Annotated in this window: 17 protein-coding genes and 3 pseudogenes; 9 read left to right on the top strand and 11 right to left on the bottom strand. The window is 56.2% G+C overall.

The genetic code is table 11. The features are described from left to right. The first annotated feature begins 534 nt into the window (after window positions 1–534). From AC1MEW_RS21095 to AC1MEW_RS21075, 5 genes and pseudogenes are all read left to right on the top strand, one after another. Window positions 535–2019 carry a hypothetical protein gene (locus AC1MEW_RS21095; protein WP_480423518.1) on the top strand — a complete coding sequence of 495 codons (1485 nt, stop codon included), beginning with the start codon at window positions 535–537 and terminating at the stop codon, window positions 2017–2019. 27 nt (window positions 2020–2046) lie between these two features. Continuing rightward, on the top strand, window positions 2047–4092 hold the full coding sequence (locus tag AC1MEW_RS21090; RefSeq protein ID WP_480423517.1) for a hypothetical protein: 2046 nt from the start codon (window positions 2047–2049) through the stop codon (window positions 4090–4092). Between the two features lie 9 nt (window positions 4093–4101). Continuing rightward, on the top strand, window positions 4102–6918 hold the full coding sequence (locus tag AC1MEW_RS21085) for a hypothetical protein (RefSeq protein WP_480423516.1): 2817 nt from the start codon (window positions 4102–4104) through the stop codon (window positions 6916–6918). Beyond that, window positions 6896–8272 carry a JmjC domain-containing protein gene (locus AC1MEW_RS21080; RefSeq protein ID WP_480423515.1) on the top strand — a complete coding sequence of 459 codons (1377 nt, stop codon included), beginning with the start codon at window positions 6896–6898 and terminating at the stop codon, window positions 8270–8272. Before AC1MEW_RS21085 ends, AC1MEW_RS21080 begins: the two co-directional genes overlap by 23 nt. 85 nt (window positions 8273–8357) lie before the next feature. Then, window positions 8358–8573: pseudogene (locus AC1MEW_RS21075) on the top strand (IS3 family transposase); the annotation flags it as partial. A gap of 523 nt (window positions 8574–9096) precedes the next feature. On the opposite strand, the pseudogene AC1MEW_RS21070 reads toward AC1MEW_RS21075, so the two are convergent. Next, window positions 9097–9327: pseudogene (locus tag AC1MEW_RS21070) on the bottom strand (transposase domain-containing protein); the annotation flags it as partial. After that, window positions 9317–9679 carry a hypothetical protein gene (locus AC1MEW_RS21065; RefSeq protein WP_480423514.1) on the bottom strand — a complete coding sequence of 121 codons (363 nt, stop codon included), beginning with the start codon at window positions 9677–9679 and terminating at the stop codon, window positions 9317–9319. The pseudogene AC1MEW_RS21070 and the gene AC1MEW_RS21065, both read right to left, overlap by 11 nt. A 619-nt stretch (window positions 9680–10298) precedes the next feature. Here AC1MEW_RS21065 and istA point away from each other — a divergent pair. Further along, window positions 10299–11798 (top strand): IS21 family transposase, encoded by a 1500-nt coding sequence (istA, locus tag AC1MEW_RS21060; protein ID WP_480427301.1) that lies wholly within the window; start codon window positions 10299–10301, stop codon window positions 11796–11798. Next, window positions 11791–12594 carry an IS21-like element helper ATPase IstB gene (gene istB / locus AC1MEW_RS21055; RefSeq protein ID WP_480423513.1) on the top strand — a complete coding sequence of 268 codons (804 nt, stop codon included), beginning with the start codon at window positions 11791–11793 and terminating at the stop codon, window positions 12592–12594. Before istA ends, istB begins: the two co-directional genes overlap by 8 nt. Window positions 12595–12753: 159 nt before the next feature. Here istB and AC1MEW_RS21050 read toward each other — a convergent pair. Further along, a pseudogene (locus tag AC1MEW_RS21050) lies at window positions 12754–12903 on the bottom strand (aldehyde dehydrogenase family protein); the annotation flags it as partial. A 326-nt stretch (window positions 12904–13229) separates the two neighbouring features. Then, on the bottom strand, window positions 13230–14951 hold the full coding sequence (mobH, locus tag AC1MEW_RS21045; protein ID WP_480423512.1) for a MobH family relaxase: 1722 nt from the start codon (window positions 14949–14951) through the stop codon (window positions 13230–13232). 221 nt (window positions 14952–15172) lie between these two features. Here mobH and AC1MEW_RS21040 point away from each other — a divergent pair, with 221 nt between their 5' ends. Beyond that, window positions 15173–15367, top strand: coding sequence for a DUF7740 domain-containing protein (locus AC1MEW_RS21040; protein ID WP_020300924.1), 195 nt, complete (start codon window positions 15173–15175; stop codon window positions 15365–15367). A 136-nt stretch (window positions 15368–15503) separates the two neighbouring features. On the opposite strand, the gene AC1MEW_RS21035 is transcribed toward AC1MEW_RS21040, so the two are convergent. Together AC1MEW_RS21035 and AC1MEW_RS21030 are read right to left on the bottom strand one after the other, a co-directional pair. Beyond that, the gene (locus AC1MEW_RS21035) at window positions 15504–16463 is read right to left on the bottom strand and encodes an ArdC family protein (protein ID WP_480423511.1); all 960 of its coding nucleotides are present in this window, start codon (window positions 16461–16463) and stop codon (window positions 15504–15506) included. A 131-nt stretch (window positions 16464–16594) separates the two neighbouring features. After that, a complete protein-coding gene (locus AC1MEW_RS21030) occupies window positions 16595–16924 on the bottom strand; it encodes a hypothetical protein (RefSeq protein WP_480423510.1) in 330 nt (109 codons plus the stop codon). Window positions 16925–17380: 456 nt separating this feature from the next. On the opposite strand from AC1MEW_RS21030, the gene AC1MEW_RS21025 reads away from it, so the two are divergent. Next, a complete protein-coding gene (locus AC1MEW_RS21025) occupies window positions 17381–17779 on the top strand; it encodes a DUF3742 family protein (RefSeq protein WP_480423508.1) in 399 nt (132 codons plus the stop codon). On the opposite strand, the gene AC1MEW_RS21020 is transcribed toward AC1MEW_RS21025, so the two are convergent. The 5 genes from AC1MEW_RS21020 to AC1MEW_RS21000 form a co-directional block, all read right to left on the bottom strand. Next, window positions 17768–19309, bottom strand: a complete 1542-nt coding sequence (locus AC1MEW_RS21020; RefSeq protein WP_480423506.1) for a conjugal transfer protein TraG N-terminal domain-containing protein — start codon at window positions 19307–19309, stop codon at window positions 17768–17770. The genes AC1MEW_RS21025 and AC1MEW_RS21020 overlap by 12 nt on opposite strands. A 10-nt stretch (window positions 19310–19319) precedes the next feature. Beyond that, on the bottom strand, window positions 19320–19628 hold the full coding sequence (locus AC1MEW_RS21015) for a hypothetical protein (RefSeq protein ID WP_150580268.1): 309 nt from the start codon (window positions 19626–19628) through the stop codon (window positions 19320–19322). Between the two features lie 3 nt (window positions 19629–19631). Further along, window positions 19632–21014, bottom strand: a complete 1383-nt coding sequence (locus AC1MEW_RS21010; protein ID WP_480423505.1) for an integrating conjugative element protein — start codon at window positions 21012–21014, stop codon at window positions 19632–19634. Further along, a complete protein-coding gene (locus AC1MEW_RS21005; RefSeq protein WP_480423504.1) occupies window positions 21011–21967 on the bottom strand; it encodes a TIGR03756 family integrating conjugative element protein in 957 nt (318 codons plus the stop codon). Before AC1MEW_RS21005 ends, AC1MEW_RS21010 begins: the two co-directional genes overlap by 4 nt. Before the next feature lie 105 nt (window positions 21968–22072). After that, window positions 22073–22327, bottom strand: coding sequence for a helix-turn-helix domain-containing protein (locus tag AC1MEW_RS21000; protein WP_480423503.1), 255 nt, complete (start codon window positions 22325–22327; stop codon window positions 22073–22075). Between the last annotated feature and the right edge of the window lie 160 nt (window positions 22328–22487).

Below are 22487 nucleotides of genomic sequence, written 5' to 3'. Positions count from 1 at the left end.
CGCTCCGCATGGGTGCGTATGATGGCGAGGCACAGCTAAGGGTTCAAGGCGTTCACGGAGGGCATCGAGCTTCAAGGTTTTGGTAGCCGCACAGTTATTGCTTATCAAGATGGGCATGGGAAAAAGCAGGTTGGTGTGCCGAATGACCATTTTATCGTGCAAAAAATATGTTGTGCAGGCAACGAATGCATCTAGGTGGCTCAATCAGTTCGGACTCACGGACCAAACGCCAAGCTTGGTCGAGAAAATGCGACTGCAGAATAATGGCGTTTTGCCAATTTTGTGCTTTTCTATTGGCTGGGCTATGACCAGATTGAACCCCACCACATCGAGCAGCATCTGAGCGAGGTTCCGCGCCTTGGGAATAGTTACCTGCAATAGATTGTTTTGGTGGCTGGAGTTGAGATACAGATTGGCTCGGGGGGCACCGGCAATTCGACCGTTCGACTCGTGCATCTTTGTTATAGACCCTGCAATCTGAGGCATACACATGTCTTGGGAAAAGTTTAACGACGACCATGGAGTGACCTCAGCATGAGCAGCGTAACGCAACCCAGCTTGGATGAATTAGTGACGGCTATGTCGGCGGGATCCGGAACGAACGGGTGGGACATTGTCTCTTCTTTTTCGGAGGATGCGTTGAACGGCATTCTCGCTGACAGTCACACCGCAGGTAAGCTGGTTACTCACGTTACCTTCGAGACGACGGTCGTCGATCCCTTCACCCAGCAGTCCATGGACATCAACTACGATTTCACTTTGGCTGCGCCAACCATTAAGTTTTTGAGCGGACAATCAGGTATGTGCTTGTTGAGCATGCCTATCTCCAGCGGCTCCTATACCATCAAGCCCACCGGCTCGGCGGGCCCTGGGACTACGACGCAAATGAAGTCCGGTTATGCAATCGTCGCTACTGTGCCGTTGGCTGCGATGTATGGCAATTCGCAGGTCTCAACTGTCGGCACTGTGATTGATTTTAGCAGCGCCGCCCCGGCGACGATTGTCATTCACTTCAGGTCGGGAGCAGGTTCGGGCACGAGTTTCACTATCACACCGACACCGGGGCCTGAAGACAAAGATCCCATGGACACCTACTTTCTTCCCAAGGTGCAACAATATTTCACCCAGACCGTCAGCGAAATTGACTACTCCATGACCAAGGTGACCCCCAGCGTCTCGCCCCCACCTGCTGCCAGCGTGACCCTTACGCCTAAAAGCTTCGTCTTTGCCTCCACGGCAGGAGTGTTGAGCCTCTATGTTCAAACCAACGAGTCCGGCTCGGCGCAAGGCAATATCAATCCGGCCTTCCAACCGGGTGGCGTCGAGACAATACCCGTGCCAGAGGGATACACCGCGTCGCAAATTTTTTCGAAAGCTTTGATCAAATCACTCTACCTCAAGCCTGGACTGTCTAGTCAGGGAACCGTCGCTTTCGATGACACGGCGGCCTCGGGTATTCGTGTTCTGTTCAACGACAACCAACCGACCATTTCATACAACCCAAGTCACCGTGGCAGGGAACAACTGAGCATCGAAACGATGACGATCGACTACAGCCGGCTTCCTTACACCATCTGGTTTCAAAGTGGGTCAGTGTCGGTGGCATGGGATTACTCGCAGCACCTCGATTGGAGTACGGATCTAATAGATATCAGATCCGGTGATGACGTTGAAACTGACGGGAGTTCCCAGGTTAGTATCTCGCTACACAAGTCCATCCCCATGCAGGGGCCGGATAGCAGCTTTTTCAATCTAAATTTCACTATCAACAGTTCCGATTATGTAAGCTCTGCCACCGGCACTACTTCTTGGTTTGGTTCTGATGACAGCATCATCGACGAATTGACCAAACATTTTCATCAAAACCCAGCTCCCACGATCTCTTTTTCTTTTGGTGGGCTGAACTACTTCGCGACAGCCAATATTATTTTTCCAGGTTCACAGGTGTTCACAGTCGACACGAAAGCTGGGGTCAAGGTACCCCAGGATTTGCTACTTGTCGGCCATTTGACAGCCTGAACACGGTTGATCCTCGCAGAGAAACTTATGCCTTTTCCTAAATCAGTGTTCGCATTGCGCATTCTAGGTGCGCGCGCCGTCAATAGACTCGTTACGCTTCCCTTCCAGAGCGTGTTGTCTCAGCGGTTACCCGACAATACTGTTTCGGCAGTATCGAGCGCGCTTTTCGGTAGAGCCGTTAACCCTAGGGAGGCGGTCGGTCTATTGCGACAGAGCTCGCTCAATACGCCCGACCAATATGCACAATCGGTCACCTCGACGCTTGGTGTTTTGGCGGACGCCAGTGTCACCTTGCATATCGACAAATATGGCTCCGACTCCACGCAATGGAGCCAGGAGGGGCGACGTACCGTTTATTCGTCTGACCCCGTGATTCCAGGCGATGGCCATTTCAGGGTCATCGTCACCATTGAGCCGCATCCCGATCCAATCAGTTTCGTACAGGACCCGGCTTATATGTGGCATTTGACACAGGCCTTTCCCAACCTCGCCTGCTCGTTGACCGGCGAGCAATATTTGCGGTACCTGCGTGGCTGGCGCGATATTGACGGCACGCCGATCTCGACTATCGCTCAAGACTTCCCCGATATCGCTACGCGAAACGCTCAGATGATTGGCGATGGTATGCCGTTGCGAGGACCGATGTTACTGGGCGGCAATTCATCGATCTACGCCGAGGCGGGTTTCAACTCCGGCGTCGTATGCGCAACGAACAACATCACCATGGCTGATCATGCGATGGACGGCATGGTGATCTGGGGGGGCAAAGCCGATCCGCGCCTTCCCAACGCGGTCGTGCTCACGTCCATTCACTACGGACTCAATCCGGTCATCGGGGGGGATGCTTTCAACTCGTCTGCCGCAGAACCTCTGTTCAAGACTGTATTGCGCCGAGGCGCTCTGTTGCATTCGCTCCAGGGCGAATTCGCAGAGAAATATGGCAAGCCGCGAGCCGCCTCCGGGCTGTTGGACTCGGAGATTCGCCATGATTTCGAAAGTCGTGTCTATGAGTTGGATCCGATGCTGTCGTTTAGCACCGGATTGCTGGCGATCATGGACCACGTCGGGGGAGCATTGCTGCGCGCGGTACGCCTTTTTGTCGGGGGCGATACTATCGCCACCCTCAATGCAGACGAACTTTCCGAGATCAAGGATGGCCAGGCACTGGAAAGTGCATTGATGGAGGGTGAGCAACGCACAAAGCAGGATGGCTATGACGGCGTGCCTGCCATCGTGCCTGCTGACTCAGATGCCGTTGTCATGTCCCCCGCCAGCGTGATGAGTGGCGCCGAGCGTGTTAGGGAGTTGCATGATCCGTTGCTGCTGCCGCAATACATGGATCTCGCTGCCGACTTGGCTGCGGCGGGTGGGTTAGTCGATCCCGCTTTACTGAAGAGCACCACCGACGCCTCCATTCAGGAAGCTGTTCGTAAAGGCATGGAAGGGGTTCATCCTTCAGCGACCGATCCCCAAGCCGTGGCCGAATTCTTAAACACCCAGGCATTGCGTGAGGCTGTTCGAAAACACGTGGGTGACACGATGGTTGCCGCCGTGGCGGGTTCCGACGCCTATGCCGCTTCAGAGAAAAGGCTTGGCGATCCAGCGGCTATGCAACTGGCCAGTCTGGCTGCGGGTGACGCGCTTTGGTCTCAGATCACTGCGGGTGACGAAAACAGTTATTTTACGGCCACCTTGATGACCTCGGTTTCCACGGAGGTGGACCATCGACTGGCCGAGCAATCCGGCGACATCCAGTCTCGGCTCGCTATGACGGCCGAGACACTTGAGAGCACCGCCAAAGAACGTGCAGCCAGCCAGGCGGCGCTCGATCAGGTGCTCAAAGAACTCAGCAAGACTCCGAACGATCCTGCGCTTCTGGCAGATCGCGACCATGTGCAGGCAGAGATCGACGCGACAGTGGATGCTGAGCGGGAAGCCGAATCCGAACGTGTCGAGGCCGAACACGAGGCGAGGGAAAACGTGGACGCCCGAAAAGAGGCAGAAGATGCTAGACGCGAAGCGGAGCAGGTGGCGCAAGAGCGCAGTCATGACGCATTCAAGCCAGTGGAATAGGGACATACGGTGAGCCAATCAACCGATGCCGCTTTGCTATTGACCCAACTCGACGAACGTCTGCGTTCAGTGCAGGTTGCCGACCGGCAGGTCATTATTTCGGCTTACGACACGCTCTCGCTTGGCGGTCCTAAAGATATCCAAAGCGACTGGACCAACGCAGCGGTGAAGCATGTAGCTATTTACGGCCAGTCGATTGTCCTGGCTGCTCCTTTTCTTGCTCTCGACGGCCTAGTAGCGGCCTCAAGTTTTGGTGCGCCACAAAGCGTGGCTTCGTTCAATGCTGTGGGCATCCTCGGTGAGACGCCCGCAGCCTCGCCAGGCGGAGCACCGGCTGACGGTGGCACAGGAGGGGATGGCGGCATAATCAACCTGTATTTTGAGGATCTCGCCTATGACCAAGCGCTGTCAATCAATGTCTCCGGAGGCCAAGGCGGGGGTGGCGAGCCCGGAGATTCGAACAAAGGTGGCGGGAACGGCGGCACAGGCGGCAACGGCGGTATCGTGACGGCCATCATGTCTCATCCGGGCAAGCGCTGGCTTGCCGACCTAGTCGACGTCTATACGCTCAAGGATCCTATCGCCAAGATTGACCGTCTCAATGCGACTGCCGCGTTGATCCCTTCATCCGGCGCGACAGTGAATATTGCCGCGCAACTTGCGCAGATGGTCATGCTCACCGATTCCGCACAAATCAATGATGCGGTCCATTTACTGGGTCTGCAAATCGTTGAGTACGTGCAGATCTGGGAAGCAAACCTTGGGTCGAACACCGTGGTAAAGGGCGGCGACAAAGGTCCCTACGGCGAAGGAACGCCCTCCGGCCAACCAGGTGTCGAAGGCTTAGCCGGTTCCGCCTCGGTACAGGTGCTGAGCCACCTTCGTAATGTTCCTTTCACCAGCTCCGTTGCCTATTTTGTGCATCCCAGCCAGTGCTCGATGGTGCTAGAGGCGGTCAAGCTCGCCTACACCTTCCTGGATCCGACAGCGGACGATGCGTCCAATGTTGTGGCCGACATCACCGTCAATCTTAATCGGCTGGTCACTCGCACTGCGCCCTTTGTAGGGCTTGATGCGACGACACCGCTGGCGATTTTCTATACGCAAAACGAGACAGCCTATGGTGCGATCAACTCACTCGGAAAACTGGCTGATATCAATCGCGAAGCCACTCGCTATTTACATCAGATTCAGCGAGGTTACGATGCATTCGGTCGACCGCACGACTACGTGCCATTGGTCAGTCTGATCACCTTGGAGCAGGTCAGTGTCGAAAGAATGCTGGCATCTTTTAAGGACATTCAGACTTCCTACGATGCACTTTTCAAGACCTTGGACGACCAGCACACATCGGATATGAGCGTTCAAGCCGCGCGTGAGCAACTGACGGCGCTCTCTGGTCAAGGCGCTGCCGATATTAACGAACTGACCAGCCGGATGACTGCTGCGGCTCAAATTATCGATGGCTACACCCCCTTGCTGACAGCAAAGAAGAACTCCGTCGACCAGGCGCTGATCACCTATGCCTCGCAATTAGGCCGGGCCTTCGTTGATCTTGGCGACGTACTCAACGCCGCTCAGCAATTGGCGTTTGCCCCGGAAGCGGACATCATGATAGCCATCCAGGGCGCGCAATTGGCCTACCAGGCGGGTACTTTTGCCAAAACGGCCAATGGTCAACCGGTGCGAAGGGATCTGTTGGTCAGCGAGGTATTGGTGGTGGACGCCAGCATCAAGTCTCTCAGCGAGGGGGTTAGCATTCTCAACGACGGCTCTATAGGCCTGAATGATCCGGGAGCGGCTAAGCTCATTGCCGACCAGGGAAAGATCGACGATCTGTTGGACAGTATGTACGGTCAGATCCCTTATGTTGCGATGGAGGTGCGGACGACGTTCGATGACTACGTGACAGCGGTGACTGCACGCAACTCTCAGGTTCTTGTTTACAATGCATGCGTGTCAATGTTGGTCAGGAATGACGCGCAGTCACAGCAGATGGCGCAGCAAGCCACTGCCCTTAATGATCAAGTTATCGCGGAACTTGAGGCGGGTGCGCCCGAGCTCACCGCCTATGTATCCCAAGCATATTACGCGAGCCGTCAGCAAATCCTGGAACAGATGAGCCTGGCCTCGCGCGCCTATCGCTTCTGGTCGCTGACGGATCAGGATCTGTTGGCCAGCAATCTATCCGGTTTGGCGCCACCTCAGATCAACTATGTGGTGCTTGACAGCATCCAGAACAATTTTTGGTCTGCCTACATCAAGGGCCTGAGCGATCTCGGCGGAACCGCCGATTTCCCAGCGTATGAGGGCGCGCTTTCGCCCACTGTGAAAATCACCGGTGCAGCGGTTGAACTCTTCAAAACCAGCGGCATGGCCATCGTCACGCCTACACCAGCCCTTCCTGACTCTCCGGCCACCCATCCCTTTTACCGGATGGCCGATGTGCGTGTCAGTGAGGTCAGGGTGTGGATCGATGGGGTCGTTCTGGATCCTTCGGTTCGCGCCTCATCGATTCTATCGGTCAGCGTGCACCACCCGGGAACCGAAAAGATGGTCAGCGGCCAGTCTGGCAAAAAGTTTACTTTCAGCCACTCGCCCATGAAAGCGACTTTCAAATACGATATTGAAGCGCCGAGAGGTTTCTCGGCGATCGACCTTCAGGCAATATTCCAGTGCGCAGGTCAGGTGTCCGACCCGAACCTGGCAATGATCGGACCATTTACGAGTTGGTCGTTGATGGTGGATCTCTTGACACCCGGGCTCGACCTCAGTGACGTCACCGCAATAGAGGTCGAGTTTCGTGGAAAAACCAGATCCTTCTGACATCTCCACACTTGTGGGTATGATCCAGACAGGACGGCGCGAAGAGTGCGGCTTCATGGTGTTGGCCATGCCGACGGAGATACTCGGCTGGCTAACACCGACACAGGTCTTGGACGATATTCTCAAGCAGGGGGTGCGACGGCCTCTCGCTCGGCTGGCCCGCGATGATGCGATCCTGCCTGAGGACGCGCTTTACATGACGCGCGATACCGAGCCTTTTCCGATCCGCGTAACCGACTCGGTCAAGGCGAGGACGGCTTATCGTGATGGCGCGACAGTCATACTTCACGGCCTGGAATATTTTTGGCCACCGGTCGCCGACGCCGCGTATACGATTCGTCAAACGCTTGGGGGCTATGTACAAGCCAATGCCTACCTTTCACCCTCGACACGCCGTGCTTTTGGGCCACATGAAGACCCCCATGACATTCTCGTTTTGCAACTTGACGGTCACAAAACCTGGAAGCTTTGGCCCGATGCGCAAGCCGCCAATCGTTCGGCACCCATGATCAGCGTGCGATTGGAAACTGGACAAGCGCTGTACCTGCGCTGCGGTGTGTGGCACGCCGCGACGGCTGACGACGACAGGCCGTCATTGCATATCACCTTCGGCTTGAAGGACGCGGAGCGGTCAGACCTGTCAAGGCTTCCCCTGCCGCCTCGTGTTCATCGAGGGGCGTTGCTACGAGGTCTTGGCCACACCAGGATTCAGGACTCACCCGACGTGATCAAGGTTACAGCGTCTTTGCGTTTGGCCCCGACACGGCCAATTGCGGAACTCTGGGCCAAGACGTGTGCGCTAGCTGATGTGGGAGTCGTCGTACAGGGCGCTTTTAAGCTCCACGGAGATATAGATGCCGACCTCATCGATCTTTTGCTGACATCGACCGATGTACGGGTGCCTCGTTTCCGGATGTCGGCGAACGGCAAGGAGCTCGACCACAAGGCGTATACTCAGGCTTGGCGTTATCAGGTCAGTGAACTGGACGGTTTGCCATCCATCCCTGAAATTAGCAAGCACCTGGCATCAGGCCTCTGCCTAGAACTAACGGATCAGTCCACACGAATAACCCTAAAAAGACCCTGTGACATTGCGAATTTGCCGGTTAAAGGCAGCGCCATCGTCATGGCTACAGGTGGCGAGCAAGGTGTGGTGCCCGCTGTACCTTTCCCGAGCGTTTTCGTTATTACCGCGGGTATAGGTCGTTATGGCGATCAGGCTCTTCTCCTTGGTGACTGTGTACTCCTAGGGGCGAACGCGATAGGCCCAATACCCACTTCCAGCGTGCTGTACGGGATTCGTTTGATTGTAGAACAGGTTACCACTGGCGGGTCTTCTGAAGCCCTCGACTAATCGTGAGACCACCTGTTGGCGCTGATTGAAAATGATCCCCAAGGGGAGGTGCGGACGAAAACTTGGACTCTAGAGGAGATCATCCATGTATTCGTACGCAGACCGCACGAGGGCCGTGCAGCTCTACATCAAACTCGGCAAGCGCCTGGGCGCCACCATCCGTCAGCTGGGCTATCCGACGAAAAATGCACTCAAGGACTGGTATCGCGAATACGAACGTCATCACGACCTACCAGCAGGCTATGTACGCACCAAACCATGGTATTCAGATGAACAGAAACGGGGCGCCAAAGAACATTTTGACTTGGCTCTAGGACGGTAGTTTCAGTTTGAAAAAATCTTGATATGCCCCCAATTTTGCCCCCAATCCTATGCCGTACACGAGCGATCACGAATGGCGATTCCTGACGAAATCCAGTATGGCTTTGGGTGGCTTTGAGTGTACGCCCAAACTGGGGTTGGCTGGGGGGAGCGAGTTGCACGCTCAGAGGTGCTTTTCACCCAATTGCTTGGCCAGGCTGCGTTAGCTCAGATCACATCGTGCTTTGGCACTGAGCATGTTATTGAGTAGCCTGCGGACCCTAGGTTAGATTTTCGTGCATCTCCCATGGGGTGTATGTAGCACCCGGCTAACCTCCGTCCCTGAGGGCTTAGCGCTATTGGCTGTAGAAGTGGGAGCAATGATGGGACTCTCCAGCGGCCAGCAAATACACTTTCAGAATCCCAGCATTGAGGTCCATGGCGTTCACCTGCGGGGCCACTGACCGAAAGCCTGCGATTGGTACAGAGTAAGCGTACGCGGAACACACCTTGCGCAGATCAGCCATCCACTGAAGCGGCAACAACTGCACTATCTCGCTGGCCTTCTGCGTATGCAACAGCGTCAGCACATCCATGAGGTACACGTACGGATCATGCCCACTCATGCGCGCCGACTGGATCAGGCTCAAGATCGCCGCCGCCCGTTTACCACTGTGCAGTGATCCTGCGAAGAGTCAGTTCGAACGCCCAAGCGTCCACGGCCTGATCGTGTTTTCGACCGGGTTATTGTCGAGTCGTAGCGGTTGGATTGACAACGAATAGATTGATGTTGCTCTTTCGAAATTTACTTCTATCGATTGCGGAGACCGCGAACGACTCAGCAATGCTTGCGATCTGCTCCGAGCTGAAGTTCTCGTTGATGTACTTCGGGCCGTAAGCAGAGTTCTCGACGTAGTTGAGTACGATGTTTGAAAGGCCAATCTTCAGCGCTTCATCCTCCAGCTTGAGCAGTCGTTCGATCGACGCCTTGAAGCTCGGATTGCCTTTGGAGAAGGTGAAAATGATATGGGTTTGGCCGTCCTCCGGAAAAACGTTGAGCATCACGTTCTTCATGTCAGCACGGCTCGCTGCGCTAGACTGGGCCATTCGCTGTTCCTCCTGCCTGGAGATGATGCGATTTTCGTCCAGGCCTCACAGGTCACCTTGAAGGGAGTGCGCTCGACCTGGCCATTGGTCTCGGGGTCGTAGACCTTGGTCAGAGGATGCTTGATGCCGTGCACGTGGCAAACACGATCAAAAATATGTCCACCGAAGCTGTTTGCGGGCCTGTGGACTGAGCGATGTGATTTGCAGGAGGTCTACCTTGATCTTTGCGAACGTTAGCCCCTTAGCCGTGAGGGCTTAGGGGCAGCTTGATCCTTCAGCTTCAGATTTATCCGGTCACCGAGGCCATAACCCATCCATCGAGCGGCGGATATGTTGGGTAGCTACGGGGCTCGCGCTTATTGAGCAGTTTGAGCCGCAAGGCTTCAATCTCCATCAGCAACTCTGTGCTGTCTATGTTTAACTTCTTGACTCTCCGCTCGATGTATTGGCAAGTCGCCCAATGTCGAGGTGGCTGTGCCTCAAGAAGCTTCCGCAATAGATCGGTGTTGCCGCTGACCGAAAACTGACCCAGTAGAGGCTGTTCTGCCGACTGAAAACTGACCCAGGTGTTCAACTGCTTCTGCTCACTTTCCGAGCAGGAGAACACAGGGTGATCAGCATGGAAATGTTGGGAAAAATCCGGCGGATGTACTTCCGCGACAAGCTCTCGCTGCACCAGATAGCCAAGCGTACCGGGCTGTCGAGAAACACCATCCGAAAATGGGTTAGAGCGCCCGAAGCCACTCAGCCGGCGTACCAGCGGTGCGCGACCTTCAACAAACTCAGCCCATTCCACGACACGCTGGAACAGGCGCTGAAAGCCGATTCGTTCCGGGCAAAGCACAACCGTAGAAGCGCCAAAGCACTTTTCGAGCAGATCAAAGCCGAGGGTTATGACGGCGGCTACAGCCAGCTCACGGCGTTTGTACGCTCGTGGCGAGGTGAGCAGGGCAAGTCTTTACTCGCTTTTGTAGCGCTGACGTTTGCGCTCGGTGAAGCCTTTCAATTTGACTGGAGCGAAGAAGGGCTGCTGATCGGTGGTCTGTTTCGACGCATCCAGGTCTCCCACATGAAGCTGTGCGCCAGTCGCGCATTCTGGTTGGTTGCGTACCCTAGCCAAGGTCACGAGATGCTGTTCGATGCCCATACACGCTCGTTCGGAGCGTTAGGTGGCGTGCCGCGCCGCGGCATCTACGACAACATGAAAACGGCTGTCGACAAGGTCAATAAAGGCAAGGGCCGCACGGTCAATGCACGGTTTGCCGTGATGTGCGCGCACTACCTGTTCGATCCGGATTTCTGCAACTTAGCCTCTGGCTGGGAAAAGGGCATTGTCGAAAAGAACGTTCAAGACAGTCGACGACGCATTTGGCTTGACGCTCAAAACTGCATGTTCCACACCTTCGAGGAACTGAATGCCTGGCTCGGCCTACGCTGTCGTGCGCTCTGGAGCGAGCTGCTGCATCCGCAGTACAACGGGCTGACGGTGGCGGAAGTTTTGGAGCTGGAGCGGGTCGAAATGACGCCGATGCCGACCGCCTTTGATGGCTACGTCGAGCGCACCGTAAGGGTCTCCAGCACCTGCCTGATCAGCGTGGCACGAAATCGCTACTCGGAGCCTTGTGAGCGAGTCGGCCAGTGGGGCAGCAGCCGTCTTTACCCATCCCGGATCGTGGTCATCGCCGATGACATGATGATCGCCAGCCACGAGCGTCTCTTTGATCGAGATCAGGTCAGTTTTGACTGGCAGCATTACATCCCACTCATCGAGCGCAAGCCGGGTGCACTGCGCAATGGCGCACCGTTTGCCGATCTGCCCAATCCGTTGCGGCTTCTCAAACGGGGCCTGAGACGTCACAGCAACGGTGATCGAATCATGACGCAGGTGCTCGCTGCCGTGCCCGTCGCCGGTCTCGACCCGGTGCTGGTAGCGGTAGAACTGGTACTTGAGTCGGGAAGTCTGAGCGCCGATCACATCTTGAATGTTCTCGCCCGACTCACCGCTACTGCACCACCGCCTTCCGTAGAAACCAGCCTGCAACTCAAGGTGACTCCCGTTGCCAACACGGCCCGATATGACCAACTCCGTACAACAGATGAGGAGAGCCGCAATGCGTGACTTGATGGCAGAACTTAAAGAACTGCGTCTGCATGGCATGGCGCAGGCTTGGGAAGAACTGGCGACCCAGGGAGAAGCTTCGACGGCATCCTCGAAATGGCTGCTTGAGCATCTGCTCCAACAGGAGCAGGCAGATCGCGCCGTGCGCTCTGTGAATCATCAGATGAACATGGCAAAGCTCCCCATGCACCGTGATTTAGCTGGCTTTGAATTCAGCGCTTCTAGCGCTGATGCCCGTCTGATCAAGGAATTATCCAGCCTTGAGTTTACGGAGACTGCGCAAAATGTCGTGTTCATCGGTGGGCCTGGAACCGGAAAAACACACCTGGCCAGTGCCTTGGCCGTGTCCGGAATCACCACTCATAACAAACGAGTACGGTTCTTCTCCACCGTCGATCTCGTCAACCTGCTGGAACGTGAAAAGTACGATGGTAAGGCAGGCAGAATCGCCCAGGGACTGCTTCGCACAGACCTAGTGATACTCGATGAGCTTGGGTATTTGCCCTTCAGCCAGAGTGGTGGCGCGCTGTTATTTCACCTGCTTTCCAAGCTGTACGAACACACCAGCGTGGTCATCACCACTAACCTCAGCTTCTCGGAATGGTCGAGTGTGTTTGGTGACGCCAAGATGACCACAGCGTTACTGGATCGGCTGACACACCACTGCCACATCGTCGAAACGGGCAACGAGTCCTACCGCCTGCAACACAGCACCTTGGCAGAACAGACAAAGATTAAATCGCGTGAACGAAAGCGCAAGGATGCAGAGGATATCGAGGACGATGCACCGTTTTGACCTGCACGGTAAATACCCTGCTGCATGCCTACATGCGGTGGGGCTTAATGAGCCTTCAACCGGAACACGACTGCTAAGCTTATCCACAATTGCTGGGGCAAAAATCAGCAATCCGCCCTGGGTCAATTTTCAATCGGCAGGGTGGGTCAGTTTTCAATCAGCGCCAACAGTCAGGCCGTAGACGGTGTCGTTGGCCCGTTCGATCGCTTCATCGATGGGCGAGAACGACGTTACCCTAAACACCGGGCCGAAGATCTCTTCAACGAACAGGCGGTCATCCCGCTGCACGCCATCGACAATGGTCCGCTGCTCGGCAGTTCTTCTGATTGAGAGTGCTCGAATACGGAGTAACGAGTCAACAGATCATCAATGAATGAGCAGTCATCAGTGGTTACCTTGGCAACCTTATGTAGCTTGCCTTGGGTGTTGATCGCGCGGCGGAAGCGACCCACGACATCTGCCAGCAGAATGAACTCGATCGTTTTCTCCACGATAATCCTGAAATCACTGAATTGAAAACATATGAGGCCGCAAAGACCGTTATTGATCGTGATAGGACTGAGTGGAGAGTACGAAAGCTGGCAAGTACTCGCGATACAGAACGTCGTAGGGATCCAATAGGCTGCCATGGAAATTTAAGCATTGACGATTTTAAGAAAAGGATTGTCGGCAGGCACAATGCTGAGCAACAACGCCGGTGTCTCGAGTAAATAACCTTTGAGACTCGCTTTCTTTCGACGACCTTCGACCTGACAGATCCATATGTTCAAGCCATCGTCACGTTTTCTGTGGGTCTTCAGTTTCTCAAACTGCTTCTGCACCCAGCGCCATTCTTCGATCTCTTGACAGGTGCCCTGAGAGATACCAGGAAACTCCTGCGCATAGCGTTGAAAGAGGCCAGGTGTTACCAGAAATACGCTGCCACACACCGTGTGGATTTTCGCTTTGCTGTCATTGATGATCAGCTTGTGGCTCTGGATGCCTTCCCTAACCCAATTCAGGAAAACCTGACCAGGGTTACTCGCAGGAGGGTTTGAGATTTCGAGAGCAATTGCGGACGGTGCATCGCAGGCCTCAGGCTTCTCTAACTCGAACATATCCAGCAACGATCCTAAGTAGTCCGCATCTTCCATAGTCATTGGATCGGGCTGCGATTGGCTTTGTGTTGACGTTGTACTGACTGCCTTCGGCGGTGGTGATAGCGGAGCGTCAGTTGTATGGTCTTCGGCTGCCACGCTCACCGTTCCGTTGAAGGCCTCGGGCCGGTCTTCGTTCCCCCAGATCAACGCCGGTTGAAGGCGCAGAAAGGTAAAGGTCTGCTCCCAGTTTCCTTGTACGACGAGCGCGGTCCAGATGGCTTTGCCTTTGGCAGTAGACTCGACAAGTCCATGCGACTGGAGTTCGTCGAAGACCGCGATGTTGGATGAGGGAATACCCTCAATCGATTGCGACAGCAGATAGGCTCGCAGCTTGTCCGTGACCGGCTTGCTGACCAGCCAGAGGGCGTCTTGAGTCAACCAACCTGCGGCACCTGGCTGGTTGAGTTTCAGCTCGTGCTGAACCAGATGACGCAGTCCGATGACCAAGTGGTGTTGCAGCGAATGGATCGGGGCCTGCAGTGCCTTCTTCGGATTGCCACCGATGTTCTGCGCGGTGGAGACGCGGTCGGCCTGAATGACCAACTCGCCGAGCACGCCGGCACGTTCGTACTGGCCCGCCAGGACATACAGCAAGCTGGCCCACAGTGACGGAAAACCGCTGAGCCAGTCCAGGATCGGGCGATCGAGAATCTGGGTGTAGAGCAAACCTGCGGCGGCGCCATGCAAGTGATAGTCGCGACCTTTGAGGTAACGAAAACGGTAGGGCTGATCCAGCGGGCCCTGCCAAGGATGCCAAAGAAGGCCATCTTGGCGTTCGACCAACAGGTCCACGGCGATCTTGCCGATGTCATGCAGCAGGGCACCATAGGCGATTCCGGCAGACCAGGCATCAGTTTGGGCGGCTTGGTCTTCGGGCGCGGCGCCGGTCGGAAGCAGATACGACTGACGCAGTTTCAAACTACAGGCGACCAGTTCCAGTCCATGGTCGAGCATGCCGCCGAGATAAGCATGATGGTGCGTTTCGCTGGCGGGCAGTTGTTGCACCTGTTCAGCGTAGCGATGGATCGGATTTAAATAGAGCTGGGTGAATTGGGCGTGGGAGAGGGCGGTGTACTGCCAGATGCGATCGAGCAACTGGCGGCGATGCTCGGCCGCCAACAGGGTATGGGCTGACTCGATGGGCAGGTAACCTTCAGCGACGCTCACGGTCGATGTCGGAGGGGGCTTCTGCCTTTTGTAGCGAAACAGGCTGATCATCGTGACCTCCGGGAAGTGGCTGGGTCAGTGGCCTTTTAGCCTTTTCGGATAGAGCTCTTACCCTTGAGTCCCATTCCCTTCCAACCCTCACCCGTCCTTTTGGCCCGTGTCCCTTTGTGCGGCAATCGGGATATTGATTTTGCTAGACATCGTTTTGCTGGAGGCTAGTACGGAAATGAAAAGAGTCGGTACACTGCGGTGCATATTTTTTGGGTCTTGCCATGAACCTCACTGACGCCACGCTCGTGCTGCTGCTCGCGGCACGTATCCATGGGACCGACGAAGCCGTCAGGGCCTCGGCGAAGAGCGTGGTCAAGAAGTTGCCGCGCAGTAAACGCGATCTGATCTACAAGGTGATCGACAGCCGGAGTCCCCTCGAACTGGTGGATTTTCTGGCGCAGAACCTGGATACGTAACGGCATGCTGCGGGTGTGCGCTCCTCTCTTGTTCGTTGCGTCAGAATGCTTGCGGCATGGGGCCTTTTTTCTGAGTACAGAAAAAGGCCCAACTCGTGTTGGGCCCTGTGAAGCGTGTGCAACGATGAGGTAACAATCAAACGTCATCGTTCATACATAGCGAGTCATCCAAGATCACCTGCTTCGATTGCTGCTCCAGGTTGAGCACATACTCCGAGGCGCTGCGGGCGTGACCACTGGCGCGAAAGATCGCGCGTTTGTCAGCCTTGAGTAGACCGAGCCAGGAATCGATATAGCCCTCGTGCCTCAGTTCTCCCTGAATGCCGGCGTAAGCACATAAAAACGCAGCACCCATCTCGGCGATCAACTCCTCAAAGGCATAGCCTGGCGAGCCGAACGGATAGGCTGACGCGACCCCGTCACGCTGCAACCGAGCGTGATGCCCGGTCCAGTGCGTCAGCTCGTGCAGTGCGGTGGCGTAGTACCCGCCTTCATCGTGAAATTGTGCTTTTGTCGGCAGTTGGATGAGATCCCTGATCGGGTGGTAAAAGGCTTCGTCGGCAGGCCGATGAACGATGTGTGCACCTGAACTTAACAGCAGATTTTCCGCAACGCTATTGGCCTGGAAGGGATCGGTCGGTTCCGTTTCGAGCAGGGTTTGATTGAACATCTCGAGCCCCTCCGTTTGCTGGATGTTGAACAGAAAATGCGTCCTGAGAATGCCGAAGTGAGCGACCTTGGGCTGACCGTTTTCATCGAGTACGGGTTGGCCTGATTCGGTCTGTTCCTCGCGCTCCATCGGCTTGTAGAGCACAGCCAAAGTGCTGTGCTCCCCCTTACGGATGTGCCCACCCGCCTTTCTGGCTTGATTGAAGGTCAGCCAACGATCTTGAGTGAACCCCTGCAACCTGGCCTCGGCCCAGAGCAGCGGTAAATTGATACCCGAATACGGACGTCGCGTGATGGCGTTGATGGGGTAGGGGTGATGACCGATGCATGCGGAGCCGCTTGAGGACCAGGGTTTGATCCAGGGAGCCGCGCCCTGGGCCAAAGCGGCAACGATTTTGTCAGTTACGTCTTGGTAGATATCGCGCATGGCAATTTCCTCGAGAGAAAAACGGAGGAACGCCTTGCCCGTCGGGGGAGGGTTCCCCGGTGGGTGATGGGCTGGATTGATGCAGGTCTTGCATGCCGTCCGAATGTGGAGGTGGGCGCCGCCAATTGCGCTTAGCGCTTGTGTTCTCCTGCAAGCGCTATCAGTAAGGCGCCAGGCTGACCCGGTTCTTGGAGTAGGCTGAGACTCAATTGCAGCAACGGGTCGTGGTCGAAGTGATCGGTTGGTTCAATGTGGACTACCTCGAACAGCACATAGGGCTTTTGTGGATAGGCCAGGTGGGCTTCGAAGGCTGCGCGCAATACGTGGCTCAACCGATCGATCTGCAGCTTCCCAGCGTGATCGGAACGCTCAAGCTGTACTGCGCGTTGCCACGCGCCAGGTGTGAACACGATGGGCAACCGAAGGGTGTTCAGTGTTTCCGGTGTAAGTGTGTCGGGCATGGTATGTCTCCGTTGAAAACGCGAAGAAACCTGTCCCGTGCGAGGAAAGATTTCCCCGCAGTGGGTTGAAGAAAATCAAGAGGGTTTTCTTGACGAGCAGAGCTCGAAAGGCGCTCAGGAGAGCAGTAGGCGTTCATCACCGTAGAAACGGTTACCGTGCGAGCTACCGAACGCTTATCGCACTTGGGGAGAGCCATCATCGAAGTGACGTAGCCTTGAAGGTTCTGGCTACCTGGGAAAGTGCTGTCGATAACAGCGATCCGTACCTTGTATTTAACCGGACGATTTGTATGGGTCAATGACTGTAGAGACGCTGTTTCACGGAGCTTGTATTCTGTCTTCCAGTGAAGATTTTTCGGCTGGGGCAAACTGATAAACGGTCAGGCACGGGCCAATTTCAGTAGTACGCTATTACTCTTGTCTCAACCATGAAAACGCTCAGAAGAGGGCGAGACCATGCCGATTCAGCAACCTGTTCAGAGTTCACGTGCCCACCGCTGGGCGTACGTCTGTGGTATGTCGGTGAAGCGTGCTTACCGTAGGTTGAAAACGTTTGAATTTCGCGTGGTTGAGCGTGCGGAGACGGTAGGTATGCCCGCAGGTAAATTTCTTGCTCGCGGGAGTTTTCTGATTGCCAAACTGGCATTGATCGGAGGTTTTTTCCTTGTCAGCGTTTGGCTGGTTACTTTTTTTGTGATGATGTTGGCTGTCATCACTTTGATATGGTTCAGGGCTTTTGTTGGTTCCGATCATCAAGAGGAAAGTCCAGGGCCAGACTACCTGGGTGCTGATCTCTACATCGGTGACTTCGACGACAATGGGCATTATATAGGCGACAGCAAGTCATCGAATTGAGCGCTTAGCAGCACCCAATATTTGATCCGTACCTTTACTCGCTGAATCACTTGCTGCTTTGCTACCGTTTGCCAACATGCCTTGAATCCCGTTGCCGACTGAATATCCTGCCCAGCTCATGGCTCCTAGAAACAGCATCGGTAGCACGATGAACATCGCCCCCATCACATACTCAATTACCTGCGTCGTGACCGTCCCATCCATAAACCCGGATGTGGGCAGCGATAACAGCACTTGATTGGAAGCCGAAACTTGGTTGTACAAGGTGTCGAGCATGCTGGAGTCGACCCAGCGTGCTAACTCCCACCAGAAGCTCAGCAGGTGCAGCGTGAACAGCGCGAACGTCACCGTCATGACGGTCTTCAGCTGGTAGGTACTGACCAGCAGGATCAGCGGCAAGCTGATGATGACGCCCATGATGAGGAAGGCCTGCACCATTGGCAGAGCGGCGCGTAGCGCATTCATCGCCGGGAAGTTGCTGAAGGAGCCGAGGGCCAATCCGGTATTGGTGGCCAGGTTATTAAGCCCCTGATTGATCGAGCCGCCACGAGCGCTGGAACCATAGTCCTGGTACACCTGTCCGGGCGACATGGACATCGATTGCTGGCGCGGACTGACCAGTTCGCGCAGGGTGGCATCCTCGATCTCGTTGCTCGAGCGGCCAGTCAGCCAACCTTTCAGCTGAGTCAGCAGAGAGGGATCAACCTGCTGGATCAACCGCTCGCGCAAGCCAACACCGCTGTCGCTCCACCACTGCTTGCAAGTGGGGTAGCCCGCGCCATTTTCCAGCCGCGGCAAGGAAACATCGCGGCTTTCGTCATACGGCCAACTGATTCGCGGTGTGCGTGAACGATCCGTGTCGTAGTAGCCGGGCGTGTCGAGAAGATAGCTTGAGCCGATCCAGGACGCGTCGTGACTTTGTGCCTTGTCCAGTTGCGGGCGATTGGTAAACAACCGAGAACGGGAATAGCCATAACAGTCGCGGGTGAAGTCGGCGACTTCCTGCAGCAGTACCTGGCTGTTGATACGCGAGCTGTCGATCTCCATGCGCATCTGCCGAATATCCGGTGCGCAGGGAATGGAGGCGGTGGCTGCGGCGGTTACCCCTTTGCTCAAGGCATGCACTAGAAACCACCAGATCGGTACGTTGGCGGAGCGTTCGCCGATGGTATTGAAGGTCGTCCCCCAGGCGGTTTCCGCTGGCTTGGCCACACTTACGCCGCAGCGCTGACTCGCCGCATCATCGAACGTCATTGACGAGAGGCTCAACGGAAAGACCGGCGCGCAGCCGAACAATACGACGATGTAGGCCAGCCACAACCGGTTCTCGATCCGCGGCACCGAGAGCAATCCCTTGTTTCCCTCATCCGCGCCTTGCTGACGGGCCGATAGCCATTCTTGCAGGATGATTGCACCAAAGGGCGCGGCGAACAGTCCTGTGTCGGACAGGACGCTCCAGAGGCCGTTGTTGATGATCCAGGCCAGCAGGGAGAGGTAAAACTCCAGGTAGCTGTTGGTGCTCATGAGCATTGTGGTGACCTCACAGTCGGGTGAGTTCGACGCAGGTAAAGAGCACGAGCCCTAATGTCCCGATGCGTTTCACGCGCAGTCGATCCTGGGGTCGATGTCGGTAGCGCTGAAGCAGATCCCACCAGAGCGCAAAGAGGGCGCCGTAGAGCAGGGCACGCCACCCCCGCAGATAGGGTCGTACGGATTCGAATGCCTGCTGCCAGGCCTCGAAACTACCCAGCGCAGTGCGGCCGATCCATGCGACCAGTGCAGCGGTCAGGATCATCACTGCGGCAATCCCCAGACTTGAAAGCAAAGTGAATAGCGGTGAGCGTTTCATGGCTCACTTGCGCCTGGCATCAGCATCATTGAGTCGACCGGGCTCGGGGTCGCCTTGCTCGACGGTACGCGATGCGTCGGCACCACCGGCATGCCGGTCGAGCACCAGGCTGGCGGTGTTGGTGGCCAACATCTGCCGGACCTGTAGTTCGGTCTGCAACAGGTGTACTTCGCGCTCCAGAGCGTCGATGTTTTTCGTCAAGGCGGTTTGGGCCGGCTCGGCGGAGGCGATGTTCGGTTCGTGACTGCCCGCCAGTAGCGTGCGCAGTAGCAGGAGCGCCTTGTCGAGTATGCTGGACAGGGCCGTCTCGCTGGCTAGGCGTCGCGCCAATAGATCCTGGTCGGGATCGTCGCGCAAGGCCTCGATCACACCACGGCTCACCGGCAGCATTGGGCTGGAGGCTTTAATCAGATTGTCAGGGGTAGGCGGCAGAGAGCCAGACAGCAATCCTTGCAAGGCCTTGAGGCGCTCGTTATAGGCCTCCTGGATCAGCGGCGTCAGTCCGCTGCCAGCGGTCGCACGCAGAGTTTCGCAGCTGTCGCAGGTCGCGACTTCGCTCTCGCCCAACACCCGAACGGCCCAGTCGGACTCCTCTTGGGGCGAAGCCCATGTCTGGCAAATAGCCCCGCCGAAGCAGTCGCTGCTACTGATCGAGGTGCTGTCATCCACGGTACGGTTATGCAGCAGGTTATAGCCTGCGCGGACCACGTCGGCGGTCACCCGAATGGGCGTCTGTCCGTTACCTCCGGCCTTTGAGCCGCCGACCCAGGACACCCCATTGTTGCCGTTATGGGCCTCGGTGTTTTTCACCGCTGCCACCGCATCACCGCCGGTTTGCTCCAGGTTGCCTTGCATTTCTTGGTTCTTGGCCAGCGCGCCCCAGCCGGCTTGACCGACCTTGTCCGCCATCTTTTCGGCCATGGCCTGGCAGGTCAGCTTGGAACGGTCGAAGTCGATACGCCCCTGCATCACCCCGTTGCTCAACAGCTCATAGAGGCCGGGGTTAGCGCGCTGGATGATCAACGCCGGCAGCGACATCACCGCTTGGGTCGCGTTCTGCACGATGCTGCCCATGATCTGCTGGAAACCTTCGGTGACGCCGTTCAGCTGGTTTTGCAGGGTGTTGGTGAGACTCATGTTTCCGCACATCATGTTCGCTCGCCATGATCCGCCGACACCGAGACCACTGGGTCGGTAGAGCGAGCTCGGTGAGCCGACTGCCGAGCCGCCACCGATGGTGTACATCACCCGGTCGTCGAGCACTTCGCCTTGAGTACCCAGGCGGTAATTGCCCTCGGCGGCGTGGGCATGAGTGGCCATGGCGAGCAGTCCACAGAGCCACAGACTCATCACGCCCAACCAGGGTCGTGCGAGAAGCCGACTCATGAAGCACCTCCTTCGAAGTCGATGCTGAACAGGAAGGTCTGTCCCTCTCGTTTGCAACAGCTATAGGGACGCCACAGCGACCAGGCGTAGCCGCCATCCGCGCTCTGTACCGGATCGCTGGGGAAGATGGCGCAAGTCGGTTGAACCTGGGGGTAGAGCAATTGCCATTTGTGGGTCGTAGCGTCGTTTTCAACGATCGGGCCAGGCGGCCAGTAGCCGTCGCGTTTGGCGGGCGTGAGCGGTACATACACGTGCGGCTGCCAGTTGCTGGTAATCACATCGCCGGCCCGTTGCGCCATGACTGCGGCGGCCTTGAAATCGTCGGGCTGTACCAGAAAGCCTTGGCGGGGATAGACGTTGCCCCACATGTTTCCCGAAGCCTGACCACCAATTTCACGGATCCCCGGCATGAGCGACTCGGGGTAAAGACTTTCCGGTATGCCCTGGCGCCATGCCAGCGAGTCCAGGGTGCTCAGGTAGTAGGGCATGAACGCAGTTGCACCGCTGGCGCAGGCATAGCCGGATTGCGAAGCCAGTTGTGTTGCGGCCCAGCCACCGGGGTGGCCGATGCCATCGACGTTCTTGAAGCGGGGTAGGTTGTCGCGCTGGGTGTTCGGCGTGATCAGGTTACCGCCACCTTCCGCACCACTGATGGGAGCGGAGAGGGTGGCCATCTCGGTCCAGGGATTGTTGCCGGTGGTGGCGTAGCTCGAGACCACCAGCTCAGGAATGAAATGACGAATCTTGGTCGAGGTTTTGACTGTGCAGCCGAAGGGCGTGCAGAGCAACCAGAAACAGATGCCGACGACCCTATAGGCGAGGCAATTTGGAGAAAGCACGGAGGACGTGATGCTGCCGCTGTCCAGCGCCACGCTTGGGCCGCACGTCAGCAGGATGCTTAGCGCCAGGGGCCGTAGCTTTGTGGGCGGGATTGACGAGCAGGCAACAGGCATGATCCAGGCTCTCGGTGTATGGCCTGGGCAGGTTCGGTTACGGACTGAAGACTGTCAGTGGAAATTATGAAGGCGGATCTATCGGGTTTGTGAGCCGTGAGACTATTATTTGACGTGAAGGGAGCTGCACAGGATATCGGGTTCTACAAGTAGCTGATCTGCGGTGATTTCGAAAATATTGGCGAGTTTGCACAGGACCAACAGCGACGGATTGCCCGTGCATCGTTCGATTTGACTGACGTAGGTGCGATCCACCTCGGCCATGAGCGCCAGCTGCTCTTGGGTAAGGTTTTTTACGCGCCGCATCAAGCGGATGTTCTCCGCCAGTTGCAGGCGAAGCTGTTCGTAGTCTTGAGTCATGCGCGCAAATTGCGCCTTGAGGGACTCTCAATCCACGGGATATAGTCTACATTGGCATTGATCTAGGCCATTTGGTGCTCATGCCTGTTATCGAGCGTTCATTTGGTTTCGTTAAGCTTTTCGAAGCTGGACCCAGCGTCTAACAATAAATCAGAAATCT

This window comes from Pseudomonas sp. ASL4 (genome assembly GCF_056680395.1).
This window is presented reverse-complemented; position numbering and strand designations above follow the sequence as displayed.